This window comes from Vibrio sp. 99-8-1 (assembly GCF_013114595.1).
Taxonomy (GTDB): domain Bacteria; phylum Pseudomonadota; class Gammaproteobacteria; order Enterobacterales; family Vibrionaceae; genus Vibrio.
In genome coordinates this window covers 22,943-43,220 of the sequence record NZ_VTXE01000032.1, presented here as the reverse complement: position 1 = coordinate 43,220, position 20,278 = coordinate 22,943, and the positions used below count along the sequence as shown (strand labels likewise).

The window sequence follows — 20,278 nt, the reverse complement described above, 5'->3', positions numbered from 1 at the left end:
GTAAATGTGAGTTTTGAAAATCAAATTATTTTTGTCGTCTCGACAATAAATTGTTGTTATGCTGCGCTGGAAAATTCATGAGGCAAGAAGATGGACGTAAAAGTATTCCAAACCTTTCTGGAAGTGGCGAAAGAACGACACTTTGGCCGGGCTGCAGAAAATCTCTATATTACTCAAGCAGCGGTGAGTGCCAGAATAAAACAGCTAGAATCCTTCTTTGATACAACGCTGTTTACGCGAGACAGAAATGCAATAAAGTTGACATCTGCGGGCGAACGTTTAATAGGCTATGCTGAAGTGATGGTATCTTCCCTTGAACAGGCAAAATTCGAGCTTTCTCTAGAACAAGGCAAGGCACTTCAATTGACCATAGGGGGAACGCCCAACATATGGGATGCTTACTTGCAAAACTGTTTAAGTATCGTGACCGATGCATTTGAAGGCTACGGTTTTATTGCAGAAGCGTTATCTCGGGAACAAATAAACCGAAACCTGCTGGAAAGAACGCTGGATATGGCCTTCGCTCTGGATACAATTAAGTCTGATGAATTGTTTTGCAAACATATAGCAGATCTTACTCTAACCTTGATATCGACTGAGCCTTGCCAGGAACAGGATGCATTTGAACAGAAATATATTTATGTTGACTGGGGCACTCGCTTTGCATCTGAGCATGCCGAAAGACATCCTTCGGTAGCTGCTCCTTATCTACGGACTTCCACTGCTAGAATTGCATTAGATTTTATACTGGAAAAGGGAGGAACCGCTTATTTACCTACTTCAGTAGTGGAGCCTTTTTTGGCAAGTGAGCAGTTGTATAACGTAACAGGTAGTGAAGACTGGTGTAGACCTATTTATCTCAGCTATCGGAAATCGAGCACTTCAATAGACGCAATTAAGCAAGTCGAACGCTTGGTCGCAGAAATCAACCCACTTACCGCATATAGCCTGCAACAGGCTGGAGAAAGTACTATTTAGTTTTTGTGTTAATTGAGGAATTATTTTCAGTCGAAAAATTGACACTGTAAGTAATTCCATCAACGCGAAAAGGGAAAAAAACATGATAGAACAGTTTGTTAAAATGGCTTGCCCTATATTTTCTAGTCATAATTAAGCTGTTGAATAGATTTAAAAACGCCCATGTTCAGCTCTCCATAATACAGTTTATTGGCTATTAGTTAGACAAATTCACCATCTTAGGTGTACCGAGCCTGTACATAATAAATCAGCAAAAATTGGTGCCTATGCGCCTATCGGTTTGGTGTTGTAGAAGCCACCAAATTGCCAATTAAAGACACACTTTGTCACTTACGTGATTGCTGATCTATATCCTGTAGCCACTACAGCTCAGCTAATCCTGATTCATCAGGCTTGTTTACTCTCTGTTTATTGGCTTTTTTCAGTAATTTCCGTATCGTTTTTTTATCCCATGATTGGCTGTCAGGCGTATAAATCGCCTTCATAATGATATTCATTTCTTGTTCAATGTCAGCTTTGATTTTCTCATCAATATCTTGATTTTCTGCTAGCCATTGCGTGACCAAAGTTTGCAATTTAATACCATCGCTTTGCGCAATTACTGAGTCTAACTGTTTAATAATGTTGTTATCTTTTTCGATAAGCGTGTTTACAGGTTGTGTTGTGGTTGCCTTTTTCGCTTTCAGCCACAAGGCCATAAATAGTAACCAGAGCAGAGCAAAAAAAGCGCTGAGATAAGGCCATAACCCTGCATCAGTGACGATAACTTCCACCACCTTCTCATCTTGTGGAGGAAGGGTGTTTAACGGGTTGCTAAGTAACGCCGTTGATTGCTGTTCCCCTTGCTGAACTTGGAGAGTTAGGCCACTAACGGAAGCGGAGGCGAGTTGTTTTGTCGAGGTGTTCCACCAATTAATGGCAATCGCGGGTAACTCTATTGAGCCTTCTGTTTTGGCTATAATGACGTGTTTAACCGTCATCACCACTCGGTCATCCAGTTGCTGAAATTTTGCCTGTTCAGGGTAGAGACGAATAGAGTCAGGGTAATTTAGCTCAATATCAGGAAGTTGAGATGGAGCAACACCTGTTACTTCTAGTGTAACTGTACGTGTAATAGGTGCTCCAACACGGGTGGAGAAGGTATTTTGTTCATCAATGCTGTTTCCTTCTTCATCTTGCCATGTCTGTACTAGGTTCACGCGAGTGCTTGGCAACCAGTGGCCTTGAAAGTTGTCAGGTTTTGCTAATATTGTGACGGCTATTTCATTGGCATGGGTATTAATGGAGACCAGCTTAGTGGCACCACTTTGTGGGTTTCTCTCAATAATGGTGCCTGTTAATGAAGGGCCTGTTATCACAAATTGACCTGACTGAGAACCGCTTACTTGGTAGCTTTGATCAACAATGGTGACTTCTACACCGTCGATGACTTTTTGGTACTGCTTTGATTCGCCAATGGCTTCTAAATCTATCCCTTGGGTTGCTTGTGGGGGCGTGATTTGCGGATTTTGTAATCGCCTTAGGTCCGTTTTGATAATGAGGCGAGTATCGAGTTTGGCTATCTCTTCAGGGTACAGTTGGCTCTTGTTCAACTGGCTCTGGTATTCGATCAATTCGTCTTGGGTTGTTTCATTGGGGTCAACGGTAGAGGTGATGTAAAGCGTGTCAGTCTGGTTGCCGCCGACAGTGAAACTTGGTATTGAGAGAACGCCTGCGCGAAGAGCGGCAAGGGAGAGGTTCCATTCACTTCTGATGGCGCTTTTACCATTGAAGGAGTTAACTGACATGGCAAAATTTGGTCTGCCAATAAAAAAATCTTGCTCTAGAACAGAAAAATCAATGTCATCGGATGAAAGGCGCTCGTCAGCGACCACTTTAAGCTGAAAAACTTCGCCTTTCGCTACCTTGTTTTTAGAAACCGTCGCAGTTAATGATGCAAGTGAATACTCACTTACTAGCGCTAATATTAGCCCAAGAAATAGAGGTATATAACGACGATAAGTTAAGTGAAATGTGTTCATGGTTACCACGTTTTTCCATTGTTAACAGGGGCAGGTTTTTCTCTGGCCTGCAGTATCATCTGATTTCTAAGTAGTAAATTGCCATCTCTAGCACTTTCAACCTGTTCAAGTTTTCTCAACTCCGCATCGACACTTTTACTATTGTCGTTGCTGTTGATCTCGCTATCGAGTGGGGCATTGGCTGGCTCAGCTTTTGCGTCATCATTCTTGTTATCTTGCTTCTGTGCCGTTTGTTTCTGTTGAGTCTCTTGGTTATTTTGCGACTCATTTTTAGCAGGCTCGGTGGACTGAGAGTCTTTATTTTTGGACTTATTTTTGGACTTATTTTTGGACTTATTTTTGGACTTATTTTTGGACTTATTTTCGGACTTGTTATCTGAGCTTTCAGGTTGTAGGTCTGATCCCTCTTTTTGAGTAGAAGAGTCGTTATTACTGGACGTTTTTTGCTGTTTACCTTTTGAATCTTGTTGAGATTGATTGTTACTGCTGTCAGATTTTTGTTGCTGTTGCTGTTGCTGTTGCTGTTGCTGTTGCTGTTGCTGTTGCTGTTGCTGTTGCTGTTGCTGTTGCTTCATTGCGTTTTTTATAATGTCTAAGTTCTTTTTAGCGTCGTCAAAATCTGGGTTATTTTTTAAGATATCTTGGTAAATCTGCTCTGCTTGCACCAGTTCCCCTTTCTGGGCCAAAGCATTGGCAAGATTATAGCGAGACTCCACATCTTGATACTCTTGCAGTAGATCCGCAGCTCGTTGGTATTGTCCGGCTTGATAGGCTGCGGCCGCTTGCCATTTGGCATCAACAAATTGCTCTGCTGCGGCATTGAAATCCCCTTTTTTATAAGCGGCGAAAGCTTGTTGATCATCGGTTTGCCAAGGGGAAGCAAATGCAGGCTGAGATTGGCTAAGGCTGCCAACCATCACCAGTAACCCCAGTAGTACGCCACGACGAAAGAGCAATAGCGCCAAAGGCAGCAATAAAGGCAGTAACCAAATACCGTTATTTAGCCGTTTTTCAAGCTGTTGATCTTTGCTTAGTACGCTGTTTAGTATTGCGTTGCTGGTGGCGTTGGCAATCAGCTCTACATCAGCGTTATCATTTTGGCTCAAGGCAAATACGCCGGCCGAACGTTGACTGAGTGCAATCATATTATCGATATTCGGTTTAGCGATAATAGTGGTGTCCGTTGAGTTAGTTAGTAGAGTTCCGTCTTGTAGAGGGATTGGTGCTCCCGCTTCAGAGGCCACTGCTAAAATAGATAACCGCCATTGCGTGTCTGCAAGTAGCGCCTCTATTGTTTTCCTTTCATTGTTATCGATGTCATCGCTGATTAAAACAAGGTCTCCTTGATGGAACCCCGCTTGTGTCAACATCGATATCGCCAGTTTTACTGCCGCGCCAGCATTCGCTCCGGGGTAGGGCATAATACTCGGTGACAAATTGGTGATTTGGTTAGCTAATGTGGCAGCATCACTGGTTAATGGGCTGATGGTATAAGCATCTCCGGCATAAGCGACCAACCCTGTTGTGCCTTCTTGCCATGCGGGGAGTAGATCAAGGGCTTTATATTTTACCTGAGTTAATCGATTTGGCTTTATGTCTTGAGCATATAGAGAGCGGGACATATCCAGCATAAGCACCCGTGCATTGCTGCTGTTATAGACAGGTAAAGTCTGCTTTTGTAGGCTTGGTGCTGCCAGTGCGAGAATCGACAAAAACCAAAACAGGCCAACAAAATAATAGAGAGAGCGATGGTTTTTATGCCGTGCCAGTTGTAGTCCTATCGCAATATGAGAAGCGATCAAGCTTGTGGAGCGACTACCTCTAGAAAAATAGATGAGAAGAAGTGCCAAAGGCACAATGGCGAGCAACCATAAAGGGGCAATAAATACAAAATCAACCATGGTTTTTTCTCATAACAAAAAGTACAACAGATAGAATCAACGCAAGGGAAAGTGGGTATTTAAACCACTCGGTTTGTGGACGCAAAATCTGTTTATCTGTTGCTATAGGCTCTAATTCATTTATGGTTTGATAGATACTTTGTAACTGTTGCTGATCTCTGGCTCTAAAATATTGCCCTCCGGTTATTTCTGCAATTTTGCTCAGACTTTTTTCATCCAGATCTCTCGCGGTATTCACTTTTCGTGACATGAAAAAATCATTCACGACCATCTCCCCTGCGCCAACACCTACGGTATAAATGGTGGTGCGATATTTTTTTGCTATCTGTGCGGCTTTAATCGGGTCTAACACGCCAGCGGTATTTGAACCGTCACTAAGTAATATTATGACCCGTTGAGGGGCGTCACTATCAATAAATGTTTTGGTCGCCAATCCTATCCCTTCACCAATGGCGGTTTTCTTGCCAACCAGTCCAAGCACTGTGCGATTAAGTTGCTCTGAAATAGTTTGTCTATCTCTAGTGAGCGGTGTTTGTAAATAAGCGTGATCAGCAAAAAGAATCAGGCCAAGACGGTCCCCTGTTCGCTGAAAAATAAAGTCGGATAGGACCTGCTTTACCGCTGACAGTCGGTCAATATACTCGTCACCCGATAGCATATCTTTCTGTTCCATTGAACCGGACAAATCCACCACCAGCATCATATCGCGGTGTTTAGGTTGGTGTGCGATGGGTTCCCCATACCAAACGGGTCGTGCGCTAGCGGTGACAAGTAACAGCCAGATGAGCCCAGCAATAATTTGGCTTAAAGAGAATCGCGACTTGGTTTCCGCAGCTTGCTGAGGCAAGTAGGGTAAGCTAACGGCTGCTGTGGTGCTGACTGCAGGTGTAAAATAATAGACTAAAACGGGCAATGGCAGCAGAAATAGCATCCACCACCATAATAAACTGATGTTAAACAAACTATCCACGACCGCCTCGTTTGGGTGGCAACGCGGTAGTAAGCCAGTGATCACACTGTTTGATCATCTCTTCTCGGTCAAAATGGCTCTCTTTTTGATACAAGGCTTCTAACCACTGACTCTGATTGCTGCTAAATATGGCACTGCTAACTTGAGAATCTAAGAACTGCAACCATTTGTCTCCAGATAAATGAGCAACACGGGAGCGAGGGTAATAACTTAAAACCGCTTGGCGGACGATTTCCATGGCTCCAGATGGTGTTAGGGTGCTTTTCTCTAAAGTAAGCAGGGCTAATGCTGCTTTTTTAGCTCGCAGTCGGTTTTTTCGCCAACGCCATGTCCCAACAATCACCAATATGAGTAATATGGCGGCGGCAAGTAGACTCCACCAACCCCATGCAACTGGCCAAAATGTCGGAGGCTCAGGTAAATGAATAGATTGAAGAGAAAGGGGATGACTTATATTTGTTGTTGTTTCTGTCATGACTGCGTCCCGGCAATTTGGTTAATAAGTGGCTCTGCACTTGATAGTGAATAGTATGGAATCGCCAATGATTGGCATAGAGATTTAATTTTCTGCTGTTCTATATGAAAAGCGCTTTCCAGTTGTTGTTTGGTTTTTTTATTGGAAAAGTTTAGCCAGATGCTCTGTTTTCCATTGGTTACTTTTTCTGTTCCTCTGAATGAGGTTTGCCCGTGCTCTAGTGGATCAAAAAATTGAATCATTTGAACACGGTTGTGCTGCCTAAGCTTGGTTATAATGGCTCTGTCTCTCTGCTCATCAAAACGGGTAAAGTCACTACAAATAACGATTTCACTTCCTTTTGGGCACAGTCGATTTAAAGTATAAAGCCCATTTTGCAATGATTGCTCAGCACTATGTAATGCGTGGTTATACAATGCGCCATTATGCATTTCAATCAATTTACTTAGTAACTGTAATGGGCCTCGATTTCGTGAGGTGGGTTTTAGCTCAAATAACTCTGTACCGCTGTCTAACACGGCGCCTATACGATCCTTCTGTTCTACCGCTAACCAACTGATTAAACTGGCCATGTGTGCCATTTGAACTGACTTTAATAGGTATTGGGAGCCAAACCTCATGGTTCGACTGAAATCAAGGTAGAGCATGACGGGTTTTTCACGCTCTTCAGTAAATAATTTGGTGTGGGCTTTCCCGGTTCTTGCGGTTACTCGCCAGTCGATGGCGCGAATGTCGTCACCGGCTTGATATTTTCTCACCTCGGCAAAGTTCATTCCTCGTCCCTGTTGGCCACTCTGATGTTGACCGTTAAGTTGAGACCATAAACTTTTAGCGGGTGCAAGCCATCGAACCGTTTGACTCTTATAAGGCAAAAGTTCATCTAGACAGAGTGTCACGCCATTGGCGTTGCTAGGTAAATCGATCTTCATGACAGATTTATGCGCTACCCACGGTTGCGATCAGTTGAGAAATCACCTGATTCGGGTGGATATTTTCTGCCTGAGCCTGATAACTCAATAGCAGACGATGGCGAAGAACAGGAAAGGCCATTTTTTGGACATCATCAGGGGTAACATAGTCTCGACCCGCTAACCAGGCATGAGCCCTTGCACATCTATCTAACGCAATAGTGGCTCTTGGACTTACTCCCATCTCTAACCACTGTTCGAGCTGTGAAGAGTACTTAGCGGGTTGGCGTGTGGCCATGACCAGCCGCACTATATATTGTTCGATGCTTTCAGCCATATGAACAGACAGTACATGGTGACGAGCAGCGAAAATAACCGATTGATCAATTAACACAGGCTCAATATGTTCATTGCCAAGTGCTTCACCTCGGTTTAGGCGCAAAATCGCCAGTTCGCTGTCACTGTCGGGGTAGCTGACATCTAAATGAAGTAAAAAACGGTCCAATTGAGCTTCAGGAAGAGGGTAAGTTCCCTCTTGTTCTATAGGGTTCTGTGTCGCCATAACCAGAAACAGATCAGGCAGTGAGTAGGTTTTTCTTCCGGCAGTAATCTGTTTCTCTGCCATCGCTTCTAGCATTGCAGCTTGAACTTTGGCGGGTGCCCGGTTGATCTCGTCTGCCAGCAGCAGGTGATTAAAAATAGGACCAGCTTGGAAAGTAAAGTCCCCTTTCTCTGGCCTGAATATGTCCGTACCTGTTAAGTCTGCTGGAAGAAGATCCGGAGTAAACTGGATACGATGGAAATCTCCCTCAATGCATTCTGACAGTTTCTGTACTGCGCGAGTTTTCGCTAAACCGGGAGGGCCCTCTACCAAAATATGTCCATCGGCAAGCAAGGCAACAAGGAGTTGTTGTACCAATTCGCTCTGGCCGATGATCTGGGTATTAAGATAAGACTCAAGTTTTTGAAATAACTCTGCATGCATAAGTGAATGTCTCGGTAAATTTTTAATACTTGGTAAGTAAAGGCATAAAAAAGTTCAGTTATTTACAGATTATGAGGCTGGTCATACAGTTATCAAGCAGTTTTTTTTAACAGATGTTATTGCGATGCATAGAGAGCCCCAAAACAGAAACAAAATGGCATGTATGGCTGGTAAGCGTCTTCTGGCTTGTGTGTGAAGAGATAAACCGAGAGTAGAATCAAACCTTGTAAGTAGGTACACTTTAGCCAGATAACTATTGAAGTGGTACCAGAATGAGTGATTTTGAAAAAGAGTTAGAAAAAATGTCCCAAGAATCCAATGATGAGCCGGAAGTCAAACTTCCCTCAATGGAAGAGCAGAAAGCCGTGGTTGAAAAGCTAAAGAAACTGGAAGCTGAGGGAAAACTGACACCAGAAGCATTAGAAGAACATTTTGGAAAGTTTTATCAGAAAACAGAAAATCCAATTCACTGATGTGCTAGCTGTTTTTATCGGTATTTATGCTGATAATAGCCAAAAGGTGACGACTATTTCTACCAAACCCCATTTAGCGATAAATGGGGTTTTTAATAATCTATTGATGGAAGTCTGTGATTTTTCTATCTAATATGTGTATTGTTTCTTAATGTGAGAGTGATTATCAATAATCAATGTCTCACTTTACAAAAGAACACTAAACTTAGCAGAAAGAACTGCTTGAATTTTTATCTTATTAACGCATTCTAATTATTAAGGACTATTATAAATAATGTTGATGCTATTCCTTGATAGAATTTAACGATCTAGATTAATCACCGTTACAGGTCAGAAGAGGTTGAAATGGAGTTGTTTGCTGATCTTCGTGATCCCAAAAGAACAGATGAAACAGAAGAAAAAAACATACTGCACGAGAATCCATGGCGAGTATTGCTAGTAGACGATGATGAGCAGATGCATCAAATTACTCGTATTGCACTGAGTGGTTTTGAGTTTCAAGAGCGACATTTAGAGCTTATTTCTGCGTTTTCTGCAGAGCAGGCAAAGGTGATACTTCAAGATAACGATGATATTGCCATTGCGCTAATAGACGTAGTGATGGAAACCGAACACGCTGGTCTAGATTTGGTTAAATACATTCGTACAGAGCAGGACAACCGTCTTATCCGTTTGGTATTAAGAACGGGACAAGCTGGACAGGCACCTGAAGATGTCGTCATTAAAGAGTATGAAATTGATGACTACAAAGAAAAGACCGAACTGACCACGCAAAAGCTTCGTACTCTGCTCTATTCAATGCTGCGATCTTATCGAGATCTCTGTTTAATTGAAGAGCAGAAAGAGGGACTAAGCCGAGTTATTACCGCTTCTGCGAACGTACAAAATACCAATACGTTAAAAACTTATGCGACAACCGTTTTGCATCAATTAACCTCTTTATTAAAGTTAGATGCTTCCGCTTTTTATTGCTTGGTTCAACCTAGTTCGGATGGTGAAGATACTCGTGCCTTAACGCTTGCAGCTACCGGGGACTATGTTAATTTTTACCCTGAGTGCTCATTTGAATTGTTGCCTGATGAAGTCGCAAAACGTTGTTTAGAAACGATCAGTTTTGGTGGGTCATTAAGTTATAAAGATGCTTATGTGTTTTTTGCGACTGATGAGAGAGGGGTGAACAGTATCCTCTATATCAATTTAAACACAGAGCTTTCGGAGTTAGACAAGCAGCTGCTTGAGATATACATGCAGAATATCTGTCTGACGTTTGAAAATATTAACCTAATGGTGGATTTGCAAGACACCTCGAAAGAGTTGGTTTACAACCTTGCCAATGCGGTTGAAGCTCGCAGTAAAGAGACCGGTGCGCATGTACAACGTGTTTCTTTGATTAGTGAGCGGTTAGGGCAGTTGTATGGCTTGCCTGACAACGAGACTCGACTCATTAAGCATGCATCTCCACTGCATGATGTGGGTAAAGTGGCCATTCCTGATAGCATTCTTCATAAGCCCGGAAAACTGAGCAGTGAAGAGTGGGAGGTTATGAAGAAGCACGTTGACTATGGCGTTGAGATTCTGAGTAACTCTAAACGTCGGTTAATCTTGGTCGCTAAAGAAATTGCAGGTTATCACCATGAGAAATGGGACGGTAGTGGTTACCCTAATGGCTTGTCAGGTACAGATATTCCAGTCGCAGGACGATTAACCGCGGTTGCGGATGTATTCGATGCATTGGGTTCAAAGCGCAGCTACAAAGAACCGTGGCCGGATGAAAAAATTAAGCAAGAGTTTGTCTCGCAACGAGGTAAGCATTTTGAGCCTAAAATGGTGGACTTGATTTTAGATAACTGGGAAGAGTTCTTAGATATTAGAGAGAAGTTCCCAGATTAAGTCACAATGAAAGTGATAGAGACGAAAAGGAGGTAAACACGGTTTACCTCCTTTTTTCTTATCTAACTTTCTTCTTATCTGAAATGGCAGCCATTATTAACCGCTGTCACTAACCGTGTTGTTGGCCTGAAACATCTTCTAATTCTTCAAGCTCTTTCTCGACCGTAAGAGGCAATTGACTTGGTAACCAGAACTTAAAGTGCACACCTTGCCCGGGCTCTGAGTCGAACTCTAAATGACCTTCCAGCTTGTGCTGAATAAGATTAAACACCAGATTCAAACCTAACCCAGAACCGCCTTTGCCTCGCTTGCTAGTGAAGAAAGGTTCGAATATTTTTTGATGCAGGTGCTTTTCTATGCCGCTGCCGTTATCACGATATTCAAATACCACTTTGTCCCCTTCTTCTGTGAAATTAATAACAATTTCTGGGGCAGTTTGGTTGGTAAAGGCGTGATTGACACTATTAAGAACCAAGTTTGATATGACCTGCGTTAACACACCTGGCAGACTGTTCATGGAGATATTAGTGTCGCCAACTAAGCGTGGTTCCACAGGAATCTTGCGAGTTTCAGGATGCAGACTGGCAATAAGAGAATCCAATACTTGGTAAACCTTAAAGATACTGCGACTTTCTGATACTTGGTCTACCGCCGTTTGCTTAAAGTCGCGAATTAGTTTGGCACCTCTATTCAAATTGGTTTCTAACATATCGGTGCTTTCATTCATTCGCTCCATGAGGTTGGAGAACTGACTTGTGGTGAGTGTTTGTTGAGCAAATGCATTATTGAGTTCTGCGATAATCTCTTTAATGATAGACGCGGCAGTAACGGAAATACCTAATGGCGTATTGACTTCGTGAGCAACACCAGAGACCAGCCCGCCTAAAGCCGCCAGTTTTTCTGACTCAATCAGTTGTTGCTGCGTTTTTTGTAGCCTATGCATGCTGGTTTCAAGATCTTGAGTACGCTCTATGACTTTGCCTTCTAGGGTATTATTCAGCTCTTCTAGCTCAATTTGAGCTTGCTGAAGTACGGTGATGTCGATGGCCGTCCCTCTGAAGTTGGTAAACTCTCCATCTTTATAGTTGGCATTGGCTTGGAAAAGTAAGTAGTGAGTGATTCCGTCTATCACTACGGTTTCCTGACAAAATGAGAAACTTTGCTTCTGGGCTATTTTATCTAGCAGTTGTTCGGCATTTTTTAACGCCGGTAGATCACGAAAATGCAGTTGAATATTTTCATTAATATCCAAAGCGTCGATCATTTCTGATGATGCGTAAATGAGAATGTCGTTCTCATCTGTTTCCCATAGCCAGTCGGAGGCGACATTAGCAAAATCTGAAAAACGTTCTTGCTCGTACTTAATGTTGTTATAAAGAAGCGTCAGCCTAGACGTGATCTTGTTGGTCTCATTACCTAACTGATTTAATTCATCATTATGTTGCGTGACAACTTTAGTGGAAGGCAATTTGAGAGGCTTACTTGGGTGCCGTGGATTGTAGCGTCTCAGATATTGAGCAATAGAAAAAATTCGTCGATTAATGCTGATGTGGATCACCATCAATATAACTAAACAGACAATGATGGTTTTGAAGGCATTGATGATCAAAGTGATGACAAATTGGCGAATCAGGTAGTCGTAAATTTCTTGCTGATCAGATTCAACGCGCAACGTGCCCAGTATCTCGGGTTCTTCATTGTACGAAGACTGGTAAACAATGAGGTACTCATCGGTTAAAGCATTGTCTTTTACTGGGCTGCCTGCGTAAAAAAGCTCGCTTGCGGAGCGGACTTCAAGATAGTTAATGCGAGGCAGGTTTATTAAGCCTTCAAGCTTTTGTTGCAGTAGTTTTAAGTCGAACTCCCACAGGGATGCAGCCAATAAGGGGACATGGATGGTCTCTATCTCTTTGTGACGATTTTCTACGTCACTGACTTCACGTTTATAATCCCATACCAGTTGAAGTGTTGTCGCTGTTAACGTCACCGTACCACTTATCAACACCATTATTAGAATAATACGTTTACCAATGCGGCTTCTAATTGGGTTGCTGATGTTGTTTGCCATGGCTTTTACTGTATTCATACCTGACCTTAAAAATTCACACTTCTGTCAGTATAGTTGCCCTTGACCCTTTTGGTGAATCAGACAAATCGCATAACGTGACCTTGCTAAGGTTCGTAATTGATATTTTTCAGTTCATATACTCAAGTGACCTCAACATGCCCATTTCTGCGTCAGAAATCTTGAAAGGAAATGCCATTCCTTCAATTATCTTTCTTGAACTGAACTTGTTGATGTTGCTCTGAATCCTGCACCTTGAGGTCACTTGAGTATACAAATAGTGGCCATTGAAATGGTGGCTTGAGGCAACCTTAGAAAGAAGGTAAATGGTTCTATTATTTCCTTTGAACGGTTCAACCAATGTTGCTCTGAATACGGTGTCTAGAAGGGGTTTTAGATTATAAGCCACATAATTATGTTTAGAACTGCTATTAGCTTAACGTTATAGATATTTGTTTTACCTATTCAAAGATTAAATTGTTATATTTTGTGCAGGAATCAATCTAGTAATTTCAGAACATACTCCATTGTTTGAAAGTGTGCAGCACTTTTAGCGTTAGAGTTATCGATAATGCCGTTTTATGATAAATCCAGCTATACCACTTGAGTCCATAGAGGCTTGGCAAAATCTTTTTTCACGTTTTCAGCGACTTATAGGTTGCCGGTTTGTGTTATGCCAATTTGAAAAAAATGCTGAGCGTTTTTTGCCAATAGTGACCTCTGATAAATCCATAGATCTCAACTTACTGAATGAACAGTGGCAACCGTTCTGCTCTCGTGTGATGGAAAATGGAGCGTTAACTCGTGAGCTTTTATCGTCTGACCATCTGATTAATGACGACGGCAAAGAGCCAACACAGCAAGGTCCGAAGAAGGGCATTGAAGTGGTTGGGCTACCTATTTGTTGGCTGAGTAAAAAGCGCTTTGGCTGTTTAGTTGTATTGCCAAAAGATGAGCCGTTAAGTGACGATGATGGTCTTTTGCTGGATAGCGTTGTGAGTCATATCGAGAAAGATTTGATTGCACTCTATCAAAAGGCGCAGCTCACTCACCAAGCTGAGTTGGCCGCTGCGGGGGCGAACTTTGCAGCGCCTGATTTCCAAATGTTCATTGATAGCTTTAAAGATCATCTTTGGGTTAAAGATATGAACGGCGTGTACACCTTTTGCAATAAAGAAGTGGAAGCCGCATGGCACTCCAGAATATCGCAAATTATTGGTTACACCGATGGGGAAATATTCGATAAGGAGTTAACCGAGAAGTTCCTGATTACCGATAAAAAGGTAGTAGAAGAAGGGACTCAAATGGTTGTGGAAGAGTACTCAAATGTATCTGACCCTGAAAATAAAACTTGGTTAGAAACCATCAAAGCGCCGATTGTCGATAATGTGGGTCAAACCGTGGGCATTATCGGTATGACACGAAATGTAACCAATCGAAAAGTGATTGAAGATCAACTGATGATTGCTGGGACGGTATTTGAGAACTCAGTAGAAGGTGTAATTATCTCTGATCGCAATGGCAATATCGCTTATGTAAACAAAGCTTTTTGTGAAATTACCGGTTACTCAGAAGTGGAAGCAGTAGGTCGAAATCCTCGTTTTCTTAAATCAGGCCGTCATGATGGTGATTTTTACCGAGAGATGTGGAACTCACTTGTGATGAATGGCAAGTGGCAGGGAGAGCTGTGGAATAGACGAAAAGATGGCGCTATTTATCCAGAGCTCTCGACCATTAGTGTTGTCTACGATGAGAACAATGAAATTTGTAACTTTGTTGGGGTGTTCGCGGACATCTCTTTGATCAAGAAGAGTGAAGCCGAATTGACACACATGGCTTACCACGACCCATTAACGGATCTACCCAATCGGTTAAAACTGTCTACGCAGATTGAGCAAGAAATTCAGCATGTTGAGCGAAATTCTGGTCAATTTGCCACTATATTCATCGATATTGATCATTTTAAACACATTAATGATAGCTATGGCCACTTAATTGGTGATGAGGTGCTTTGTGAAATTGCCTCCCGATTGAAGAAGAACTTACGCGCAGAAGATACCATCGCTCGTATTGGTGGTGATGAATTTGTGGTGTTACTTACTGGCGTTTCTGATCCTAATGCTGTTGCCTTAGTTGTTAGCAAATTGATGAAGATCTTTGATATGCCAATCGTGCTTTCTAACGGAGAGCAACTGAGGTTTACCGGCAGTATGGGAATTGCTCTTTATCCTCAAGATGGCGCGGACAGTGGCACGCTATTACGAAATGCTGATGTGGCCATGTATCGAGCAAAGCATGATGGTCGCAATAATTTTGCCTTTTATACCGAGTCGCTAACCAAAGAGTCGGAGGTGCACTTAAAGTTGCAAAGTGCCATGCATGGGGCTTTGGAAAATGATGGCTTTCAACTGGTGTATCAACCGCAGTTCAATATGGCTTCCGGAAAATTAATTGGTTTTGAGTCACTTATTCGTTGGAAACATCCAACTTTGGGAGAGGTTTCTCCTTTGGCGTTTATTCCGGTAGCGGAAAAAGCGGGGTTAATACATGACATTGGTCGCTGGGTACTTGAGACCGCATGCAGACAAGGTGTTGAGTGGCTAGAGCAGGGTTATGACTTCGGGCGGATCGCGGTTAATGTCGCTGGACAGCAGCTGCAAAAAGAGTCATTTGTTGAACAGGTTATTTCGGTTGTCAATGAGACGGGCTTGCCTACCCACTGTTTAGAGTTGGAAGTGACGGAAGGGTTTATGATGAGTAAGCCTGAACGTTCGATAAAGTATTTGAAGGCGTTACGCCGGTTTGGAATTGAGCTTTCTATGGATGACTTTGGTACGGGCTACTCGTCATTAAGTTATCTTCAACAACTGCCATTAAACAAAATTAAAATTGATCAATCCTTTGTGAATGACCTGCCTCATGATAGTAATGGTATTGCGATTACTGACGCTATTATTGCCATGGGTAATGCTTTGTCTTTAAAAGTGATTGCAGAAGGTGTCGAGACAAAAGAGCAGGTGGATTTTTTAATTCAGCGTGGCTGCTTGCAAGGACAGGGATATTACTACAGTAAACCTCTTGCGGCGGAGCAGCTAACGGAATTGCTGGAAACGACAAGAAAATAACCGCCAGTGTGAACTGAGCAAGTAAGCGAGTCATAGATTTGCATGTAGCAAAGTATGATCTCAATGAGAAACGAACAAGGAAGTATGATGATTAAAGAAAACAGTTATTTTGATGGTGGAGTAAAATCTCTTGGCTTTAACCAGCAAGATGGTGACAGCAGCGTGGGTGTGATGGCTGTGGGTACTTATACCTTTGGCACACAGGCCGCGGAAAAGATGACGGTGGTTAAAGGGGCATTAACCATTAAGCGTGAAGATGATAGCGAGTGGGTACAGTTTAAAGCGGGTGAAGCATTTGATGTCAAAGCTAACTCATCATTTGATGTCAAAGTGGACGTTGCTACTGCCTATTTATGTGAGTACCTAGGGTCGGTTGATCTTTAAAGTACAAGTGATGTTCAATCTACAAGCGTTTTGAGCAAGGCATGAGGAGAGTCACATAGTACTACTTCAGCCCTTTTATTCTAAAGCCGATGAGTAAAAAATGAGCCTGTTTGCGGGGAGGCTAAAACAGGCTCTAATGTGCTTCAATCAGTGTGGTTAGTTTTTCGAGTTATTCTCGAAAGGGACTCCCAAGTGGTACAGAAATAAAGACTCAGTGGCAGTGATTTTGTGTAAATAGATGGCTTTAGATGGCTTCGCCATTCACAGTAACCGCGACGTCTATATTGCCACGCGTAGCATTTGAGTAAGGGCAAACCTTATGAGCGACACGAACAAGTTCTAACGCGTTATCTTGCGGAAGATCTAAGCTTACCGCTAGCTCGACACTCAGTTCAAAACCCCCTTCTGCATTTGGTCCAATGCCAACTTCGGCACTAACAGGCGCTTGAGCAATTTTAACTTTTGCTTCTTTAGCGACATGTAAAATCGCATTAGAAAAACACGCGGCATATCCTGCTGCAAAAAGTTGTTCTGGGTTTGTTGCAGTGCCTGACCCCCCCATCTCTTTTGGATAGCTTAGATCGACATTTAGCAATCCGTCTTCAGTTGCTACGTTACCGTTTCGGCCAGCGAGTGCCGTTGCTTTTGTTTTATATAAAGTTGTCATTGTATGCTCCAGTTATTTAAGTTGTGCGCAATTAGATTGTTTGCGATTATATGTCGAACTTTATTCGTAATGCAAGTATATTGTGCACAATATATTTATGAGGCAGTAAAATGACATCATGTAATTCTGAGCAAGATGCAGAAAAACTAACCTTAGACAACCAAGTATGTTTTCCTCTCTATAGCGCAGCTAATGCGGTAATTAGGGCTTACCGGCCATTTTTGCAACAACTGGATTTAACCTATTCTCAATATTTAGTAATGATGGTGTTATGGCAAACTAATGGTATTAACGTCAAAACCCTAGGTGAGAAATTGTATTTAGACTCAGGCACGTTAACGCCTCTCTTAAAAAGACTAGAGAGCAAATCTCTGGTGGAGCGAAAGCGGAGCCTAGAGGATGAACGAGTGAGAATGCTCTACTTAACAGAAAAAGGGGCACAGTTAAAGGATCAAGCCATGGCGATTCCAGAGGGTATGTTTTGTAAAATTGGCTTGCCACTGGACGACCTTATTCAGTTGAAGACGCTGTGTGAAAAGGTGCTTTCTCGCTTAGACTAATGTAACTTCAACTTGGGATGAGAAAGTCAATATGACTTTTAAATTCAATGGGTTATAAGTTGATGAGGCGCGGTTAGGTGCTAAAAGCAGCTATGCTGAGAGGCTTAAATTATCTCGAGTTGAGGTTAATGAATAAAATTAATGGATTAATAGATGAATACAGTACAGTTAGGTGACAAAAGAGTTAAGCCATCAAAAATCGTCTGTGTAGGACGAAACTATATTGAGCATATTGAAGAGTTAGGCAACGCCATGCCAGAACAGATGGTGGTGTTTAATAAACCCAATTCAGCCATCAGTAACCGGTTATACGCATTCTCTCAAGAGCCTCTCCATTATGAATCAGAGATCTGCTTCTTGGTTCGACGCAAAAAATTGGCGGCGGTAGGGTTTGGTTTAGACTTAACTAAGCGTGAGTTACAGTCTCAGTTGAAAAACAGAGGGCTTCCATGGGAGCGGGCAAAAGCGTTTGATCACTCTGCGGTATTCAGCCGGTTTGTTCCTTTAGACGGTGTAGACATTGATTGCTTATCTATCGAACTGTTTATTAACGGTGTGAGGATTCAAAGTGGTCATGTGAACCAGATGCTTTACTCACCTAGAACTATTTTGCAAGAGCTGAGCGGTTATACAACATTAGAGACTAGCGACATAATCATGACTGGAACGCCAAAAGGAGTCGGTGTCGTTAGAGCGGGAGATGTGTTTACCGGAAGAATAAAATGTGAAGAGCGTACCATTGTCGAAGCGGAATGGTTGGCTGAGTAAGTCAGTATTTAGAAGGTGCGACTCCATACGCATTTTTGAACGCTCGGTTAAAATGACTCTGGTCATAAAAGCCAACGTTGGTCGCGATGTTGGCGATGTGTTCATCTGATTTTCTTAGCATTCTACAGGCGTACTCTAAGCGTAATTGTGTCAACCAAGCATGCGGCGTAATGCCGATGGTTTTTTCAAATCGACGCAAGAGCTGGTAGCGGCTTAAACCTGAGATGCTGCCAAGTTGAGCTAAAGTGATTTTGTCGGCCATATGTTCACGGCAATACTCATTAATCCAATCCCAGTGTTTACCGGATAAACCGCCCTTTATTTCAGGGGCTTTACTCTGGTTGAGTTGTGAGAGAATAGGGTGCAGAACTTTTAACCAGTTTTCTTCAACGGGTAATGACGACAGCTCTCCCGTTCCTTTGATTAATGAGAATAAATGGCTGAGCTGTTTTGACAGTATTGCGTCGTCTAACATTGCCCCTGCAAAGGAGACAGAACGATGGCGATCGAAAATATCCAAAAAATGCTCATCGAGCATATCTTGAGTTATTCGAAAAGTATTGAGACGATAGTATGGGTCTTGATAAGCCGAGCCATCATGTATCTCCCCTGGCGGCATGATTGATACTCTGCCGGGGCCAAGAAGTACTTGTTGGCCATTAAACTTTTGTTGTTGCACGCCACTAACGACCAGCCCGATATGAAAGTCGATGTGGTAGTGAGGCTCAAATCTGTAATCGGTATAAATACCTTCACTCAGTGTTAAATCCGCAGAGTCGGCAACACGGTGATATTGGACCTTATCTTTTATACTCAAGTGACCTCCAGATGTAGGATTCAGAGCAAACTCAGCACTACTTTGATCGCCTTTAATCTTATTAAAATCAACACAATAGACTTATCTCCAATGTATGGTTTTGCTTTGTTGCCTATCTAAAACGGCAGTACTGAGTAACCTATGCGTTTCATTATATGAAAACATAGGTTATTTTGACTTTCTTATCCAGAGCGAAGGCTATGGAGTAAACTCAGCCACTTTCTGTATAAAGTAGTCTACTTGCTCTGGTTTGGTTGAGAAATTCGTTACCAGCCTAACAACCCCTTCTTCCCAGCGGTCATGATAAAACTTGGCTTCGAGGTCGACGAGATACTCAATGAGCTCGGGTGACATTTTGCAGAAAATAATGTTGGTTTCTGTTGCTGAAATCAGTTCAACTTTACCCGTGCGCTCTAGGCCATGGCTTAGATTCTGAGCCATAGCATTGGCATGCCTGGCATTGTTTAGCCACAAATCATCGTTAAGATACGCGTGTAACTGGCAGGAGAATAGACGCATCTTAGACAGTAAATGTCCGGCTCTTTTACGGCGAAACGCCAGTTCTTTTGCGTGTTTTTTGTTAAATAACACGATGGCATCTACGCCAAGGGTGCCATTTTTTGTTGCACCAAAAGAGAGAACGTCCACACCTGCTTTCCATGTCATTTCCGCTGGCGTGCAGTTGAGTTTGACCAGAGCGTTAGCAAAGCGCGCCCCGTCCATATGAAACCCTAAATTATTGGAGTGACAAATGTCGCCAATATGGCGGATTTCGTCTAACGAATAGCAGTTTCCAGCTTCAGTTGCTTGAGTAATACTGACCACAGAGGGCTGAACGGTATGTACATCACCAACTTTAGCTGCCGCCATTTTCGCCAGCAAGCTTGCGTCCATTTTACTGTTTGTTCCGTCGACTTGTATTATCTTGCTGCCATCAGTAAAAAATTCTGGAGCGCCACATTCGTCATTGTTTATATGACTATCTGGGTGGCAGAGTATCGCTCCCCACGGTGGTGTTAAGCATGCTAAGCTCAGCGCATTAGCTGCGGTTCCGGTCGGTACAAGAAATACCTCTAGATCGGTTTCAAAAACAGTCTTAAGCTGCTCCGTTACTTGCTGAGTTAACGCGTCGTTGCCATATGGCGCTAGCGCTTCTGTACTGTTCTCAATGATGGCAGCGAGTATTTCTGGTGATGTTCCGGCAATATTATCACTAGTGAAGTTAACTTCTACGCGATTGGAAGGTGTATTAGTCATGATGTTCAGTTCTTAAGACAAGGTAGCAAGGCTC

General features: G+C 42.6%; 17 protein-coding genes. 7 read left to right on the top strand and 10 right to left on the bottom strand.

Annotation, left to right across the window (positions count from 1 at the left end; translation table 11 throughout):
- Positions 1-90: 90 nt before the first annotated feature.
- A complete protein-coding gene (locus F0227_RS16930; RefSeq protein ID WP_171754423.1) occupies positions 91-978 on the top strand; it encodes a LysR family transcriptional regulator in 888 nt (295 codons plus the stop codon).
- Positions 979-1,340: 362 nt separating this feature from the next.
- Here F0227_RS16930 and F0227_RS16925 read toward each other — a convergent pair whose 3' ends face one another.
- From F0227_RS16925 to F0227_RS16900, 6 genes are read right to left on the bottom strand one after another with little or no spacing between them, the layout of a single operon-like run.
- Positions 1,341-2,999, bottom strand: coding sequence for a BatD family protein (locus F0227_RS16925; protein WP_171754422.1), 1,659 nt, complete (start codon positions 2,997-2,999; stop codon positions 1,341-1,343).
- Positions 3,000-3,001: 2 nt separating this feature from the next.
- Positions 3,002-4,900, bottom strand: coding sequence for a VWA domain-containing protein (locus F0227_RS16920; protein ID WP_171754421.1), 1,899 nt, complete (start codon positions 4,898-4,900; stop codon positions 3,002-3,004).
- Positions 4,893-5,831 carry a VWA domain-containing protein gene (locus F0227_RS16915; protein WP_171754441.1) on the bottom strand — a complete coding sequence of 313 codons (939 nt, stop codon included), beginning with the start codon at positions 5,829-5,831 and terminating at the stop codon, positions 4,893-4,895. Before F0227_RS16915 ends, F0227_RS16920 begins: the two co-directional genes overlap by 8 nt.
- Positions 5,832-5,862: 31 nt before the next feature.
- Positions 5,863-6,345: a DUF4381 domain-containing protein gene (locus F0227_RS16910; protein WP_171754420.1), complete on the bottom strand. Its 483-nt coding sequence runs from the start codon at positions 6,343-6,345 to the stop codon at positions 5,863-5,865.
- Entirely contained in the window at positions 6,342-7,274 is a 933-nt protein-coding gene (locus tag F0227_RS16905) for a DUF58 domain-containing protein (protein WP_171754419.1), read from the bottom strand. Before F0227_RS16905 ends, F0227_RS16910 begins: the two co-directional genes overlap by 4 nt.
- A gap of 7 nt (positions 7,275-7,281) precedes the next feature.
- Positions 7,282-8,238 carry a MoxR family ATPase gene (locus tag F0227_RS16900; RefSeq protein ID WP_171754418.1) on the bottom strand — a complete coding sequence of 319 codons (957 nt, stop codon included), beginning with the start codon at positions 8,236-8,238 and terminating at the stop codon, positions 7,282-7,284.
- A 272-nt stretch (positions 8,239-8,510) separates the two neighbouring features.
- Here F0227_RS16900 and F0227_RS16895 point away from each other — a divergent pair, with 272 nt between their 5' ends.
- Positions 8,511-8,711, top strand: coding sequence for a restriction endonuclease subunit S (locus tag F0227_RS16895; RefSeq protein WP_171754417.1), 201 nt, complete (start codon positions 8,511-8,513; stop codon positions 8,709-8,711).
- A gap of 345 nt (positions 8,712-9,056) precedes the next feature.
- Positions 9,057-10,601, top strand: a complete 1,545-nt coding sequence (locus F0227_RS16890; protein ID WP_171754416.1) for a DUF3369 domain-containing protein — start codon at positions 9,057-9,059, stop codon at positions 10,599-10,601.
- A 109-nt stretch (positions 10,602-10,710) separates the two neighbouring features.
- On the opposite strand, the gene F0227_RS16885 is transcribed toward F0227_RS16890, so the two are convergent.
- On the bottom strand, positions 10,711-12,687 hold the full coding sequence (locus F0227_RS16885; RefSeq protein ID WP_171754415.1) for an ATP-binding protein: 1,977 nt from the start codon (positions 12,685-12,687) through the stop codon (positions 10,711-10,713).
- 647 nt (positions 12,688-13,334) lie between these two features.
- Here F0227_RS16885 and F0227_RS16880 point away from each other — a divergent pair.
- Together F0227_RS16880 and F0227_RS16875 are read left to right on the top strand one after the other, a co-directional pair.
- A complete protein-coding gene (locus tag F0227_RS16880) occupies positions 13,335-15,791 on the top strand; it encodes a bifunctional diguanylate cyclase/phosphodiesterase (RefSeq protein ID WP_171754414.1) in 2,457 nt (818 codons plus the stop codon).
- 87 nt (positions 15,792-15,878) lie between these two features.
- Positions 15,879-16,175, top strand: coding sequence for a pyrimidine/purine nucleoside phosphorylase (locus F0227_RS16875; RefSeq protein WP_171754440.1), 297 nt, complete (start codon positions 15,879-15,881; stop codon positions 16,173-16,175).
- A 244-nt stretch (positions 16,176-16,419) separates the two neighbouring features.
- Here F0227_RS16875 and F0227_RS16870 read toward each other — a convergent pair whose 3' ends face one another.
- Positions 16,420-16,842: an organic hydroperoxide resistance protein gene (locus tag F0227_RS16870; RefSeq protein WP_171754413.1), complete on the bottom strand. Its 423-nt coding sequence runs from the start codon at positions 16,840-16,842 to the stop codon at positions 16,420-16,422.
- Between the two features lie 110 nt (positions 16,843-16,952).
- On the opposite strand from F0227_RS16870, the gene F0227_RS16865 reads away from it, so the two are divergent.
- Together F0227_RS16865 and F0227_RS16860 are read left to right on the top strand one after the other, a co-directional pair.
- Positions 16,953-17,402, top strand: coding sequence for a MarR family transcriptional regulator (locus tag F0227_RS16865; RefSeq protein WP_171754412.1), 450 nt, complete (start codon positions 16,953-16,955; stop codon positions 17,400-17,402).
- A gap of 153 nt (positions 17,403-17,555) precedes the next feature.
- Complete coding sequence (locus tag F0227_RS16860; RefSeq protein WP_171754411.1) at positions 17,556-18,170, top strand: fumarylacetoacetate hydrolase family protein; 615 nt, start codon at positions 17,556-17,558, stop codon at positions 18,168-18,170.
- Position 18,171: 1 nt separating this feature from the next.
- Here F0227_RS16860 and F0227_RS16855 read toward each other — a convergent pair whose 3' ends face one another.
- Entirely contained in the window at positions 18,172-18,987 is an 816-nt protein-coding gene (locus F0227_RS16855) for an AraC family transcriptional regulator (protein WP_216613456.1), read from the bottom strand.
- Between the two features lie 198 nt (positions 18,988-19,185).
- On the bottom strand, positions 19,186-20,244 hold the full coding sequence (locus F0227_RS16850; protein ID WP_171754410.1) for a low specificity L-threonine aldolase: 1,059 nt from the start codon (positions 20,242-20,244) through the stop codon (positions 19,186-19,188).
- Between the last annotated feature and the right edge of the window lie 34 nt (positions 20,245-20,278).

Excerpts from the sequence above, each read along its gene's own strand:
- F0227_RS16930 (WP_171754423.1), top strand. The coding sequence starts at position 91 with ATGGACGTAAAAGTATTCCAAACCTTTCTGGAAGTGGCGAAAGAACGA.
- F0227_RS16925 (WP_171754422.1), bottom strand. The coding sequence starts at position 2,999 with ATGAACACATTTCACTTAACTTATCGTCGTTATATACCTCTATTTCTT.
- F0227_RS16920 (WP_171754421.1), bottom strand. The coding sequence starts at position 4,900 with ATGGTTGATTTTGTATTTATTGCCCCTTTATGGTTGCTCGCCATTGTG.
- F0227_RS16915 (WP_171754441.1), bottom strand. The coding sequence starts at position 5,831 with ATGCTATTTCTGCTGCCATTGCCCGTTTTAGTCTATTATTTTACACCT.
- F0227_RS16910 (WP_171754420.1), bottom strand. The coding sequence starts at position 6,345 with ATGACAGAAACAACAACAAATATAAGTCATCCCCTTTCTCTTCAATCT.
- F0227_RS16905 (WP_171754419.1), bottom strand. The coding sequence starts at position 7,274 with ATGAAGATCGATTTACCTAGCAACGCCAATGGCGTGACACTCTGTCTA.
- F0227_RS16900 (WP_171754418.1), bottom strand. The coding sequence starts at position 8,238 with ATGCATGCAGAGTTATTTCAAAAACTTGAGTCTTATCTTAATACCCAG.
- F0227_RS16895 (WP_171754417.1), top strand. The coding sequence starts at position 8,511 with ATGAGTGATTTTGAAAAAGAGTTAGAAAAAATGTCCCAAGAATCCAAT.
- F0227_RS16890 (WP_171754416.1), top strand. The coding sequence starts at position 9,057 with ATGGAGTTGTTTGCTGATCTTCGTGATCCCAAAAGAACAGATGAAACA.
- F0227_RS16885 (WP_171754415.1), bottom strand. The coding sequence starts at position 12,687 with ATGAATACAGTAAAAGCCATGGCAAACAACATCAGCAACCCAATTAGA.
- F0227_RS16875 (WP_171754440.1), top strand. The coding sequence starts at position 15,879 with ATGATTAAAGAAAACAGTTATTTTGATGGTGGAGTAAAATCTCTTGGC.
- F0227_RS16870 (WP_171754413.1), bottom strand. The coding sequence starts at position 16,842 with ATGACAACTTTATATAAAACAAAAGCAACGGCACTCGCTGGCCGAAAC.
- F0227_RS16865 (WP_171754412.1), top strand. The coding sequence starts at position 16,953 with ATGACATCATGTAATTCTGAGCAAGATGCAGAAAAACTAACCTTAGAC.
- F0227_RS16860 (WP_171754411.1), top strand. The coding sequence starts at position 17,556 with ATGAATACAGTACAGTTAGGTGACAAAAGAGTTAAGCCATCAAAAATC.
- F0227_RS16850 (WP_171754410.1), bottom strand. The coding sequence starts at position 20,244 with ATGACTAATACACCTTCCAATCGCGTAGAAGTTAACTTCACTAGTGAT.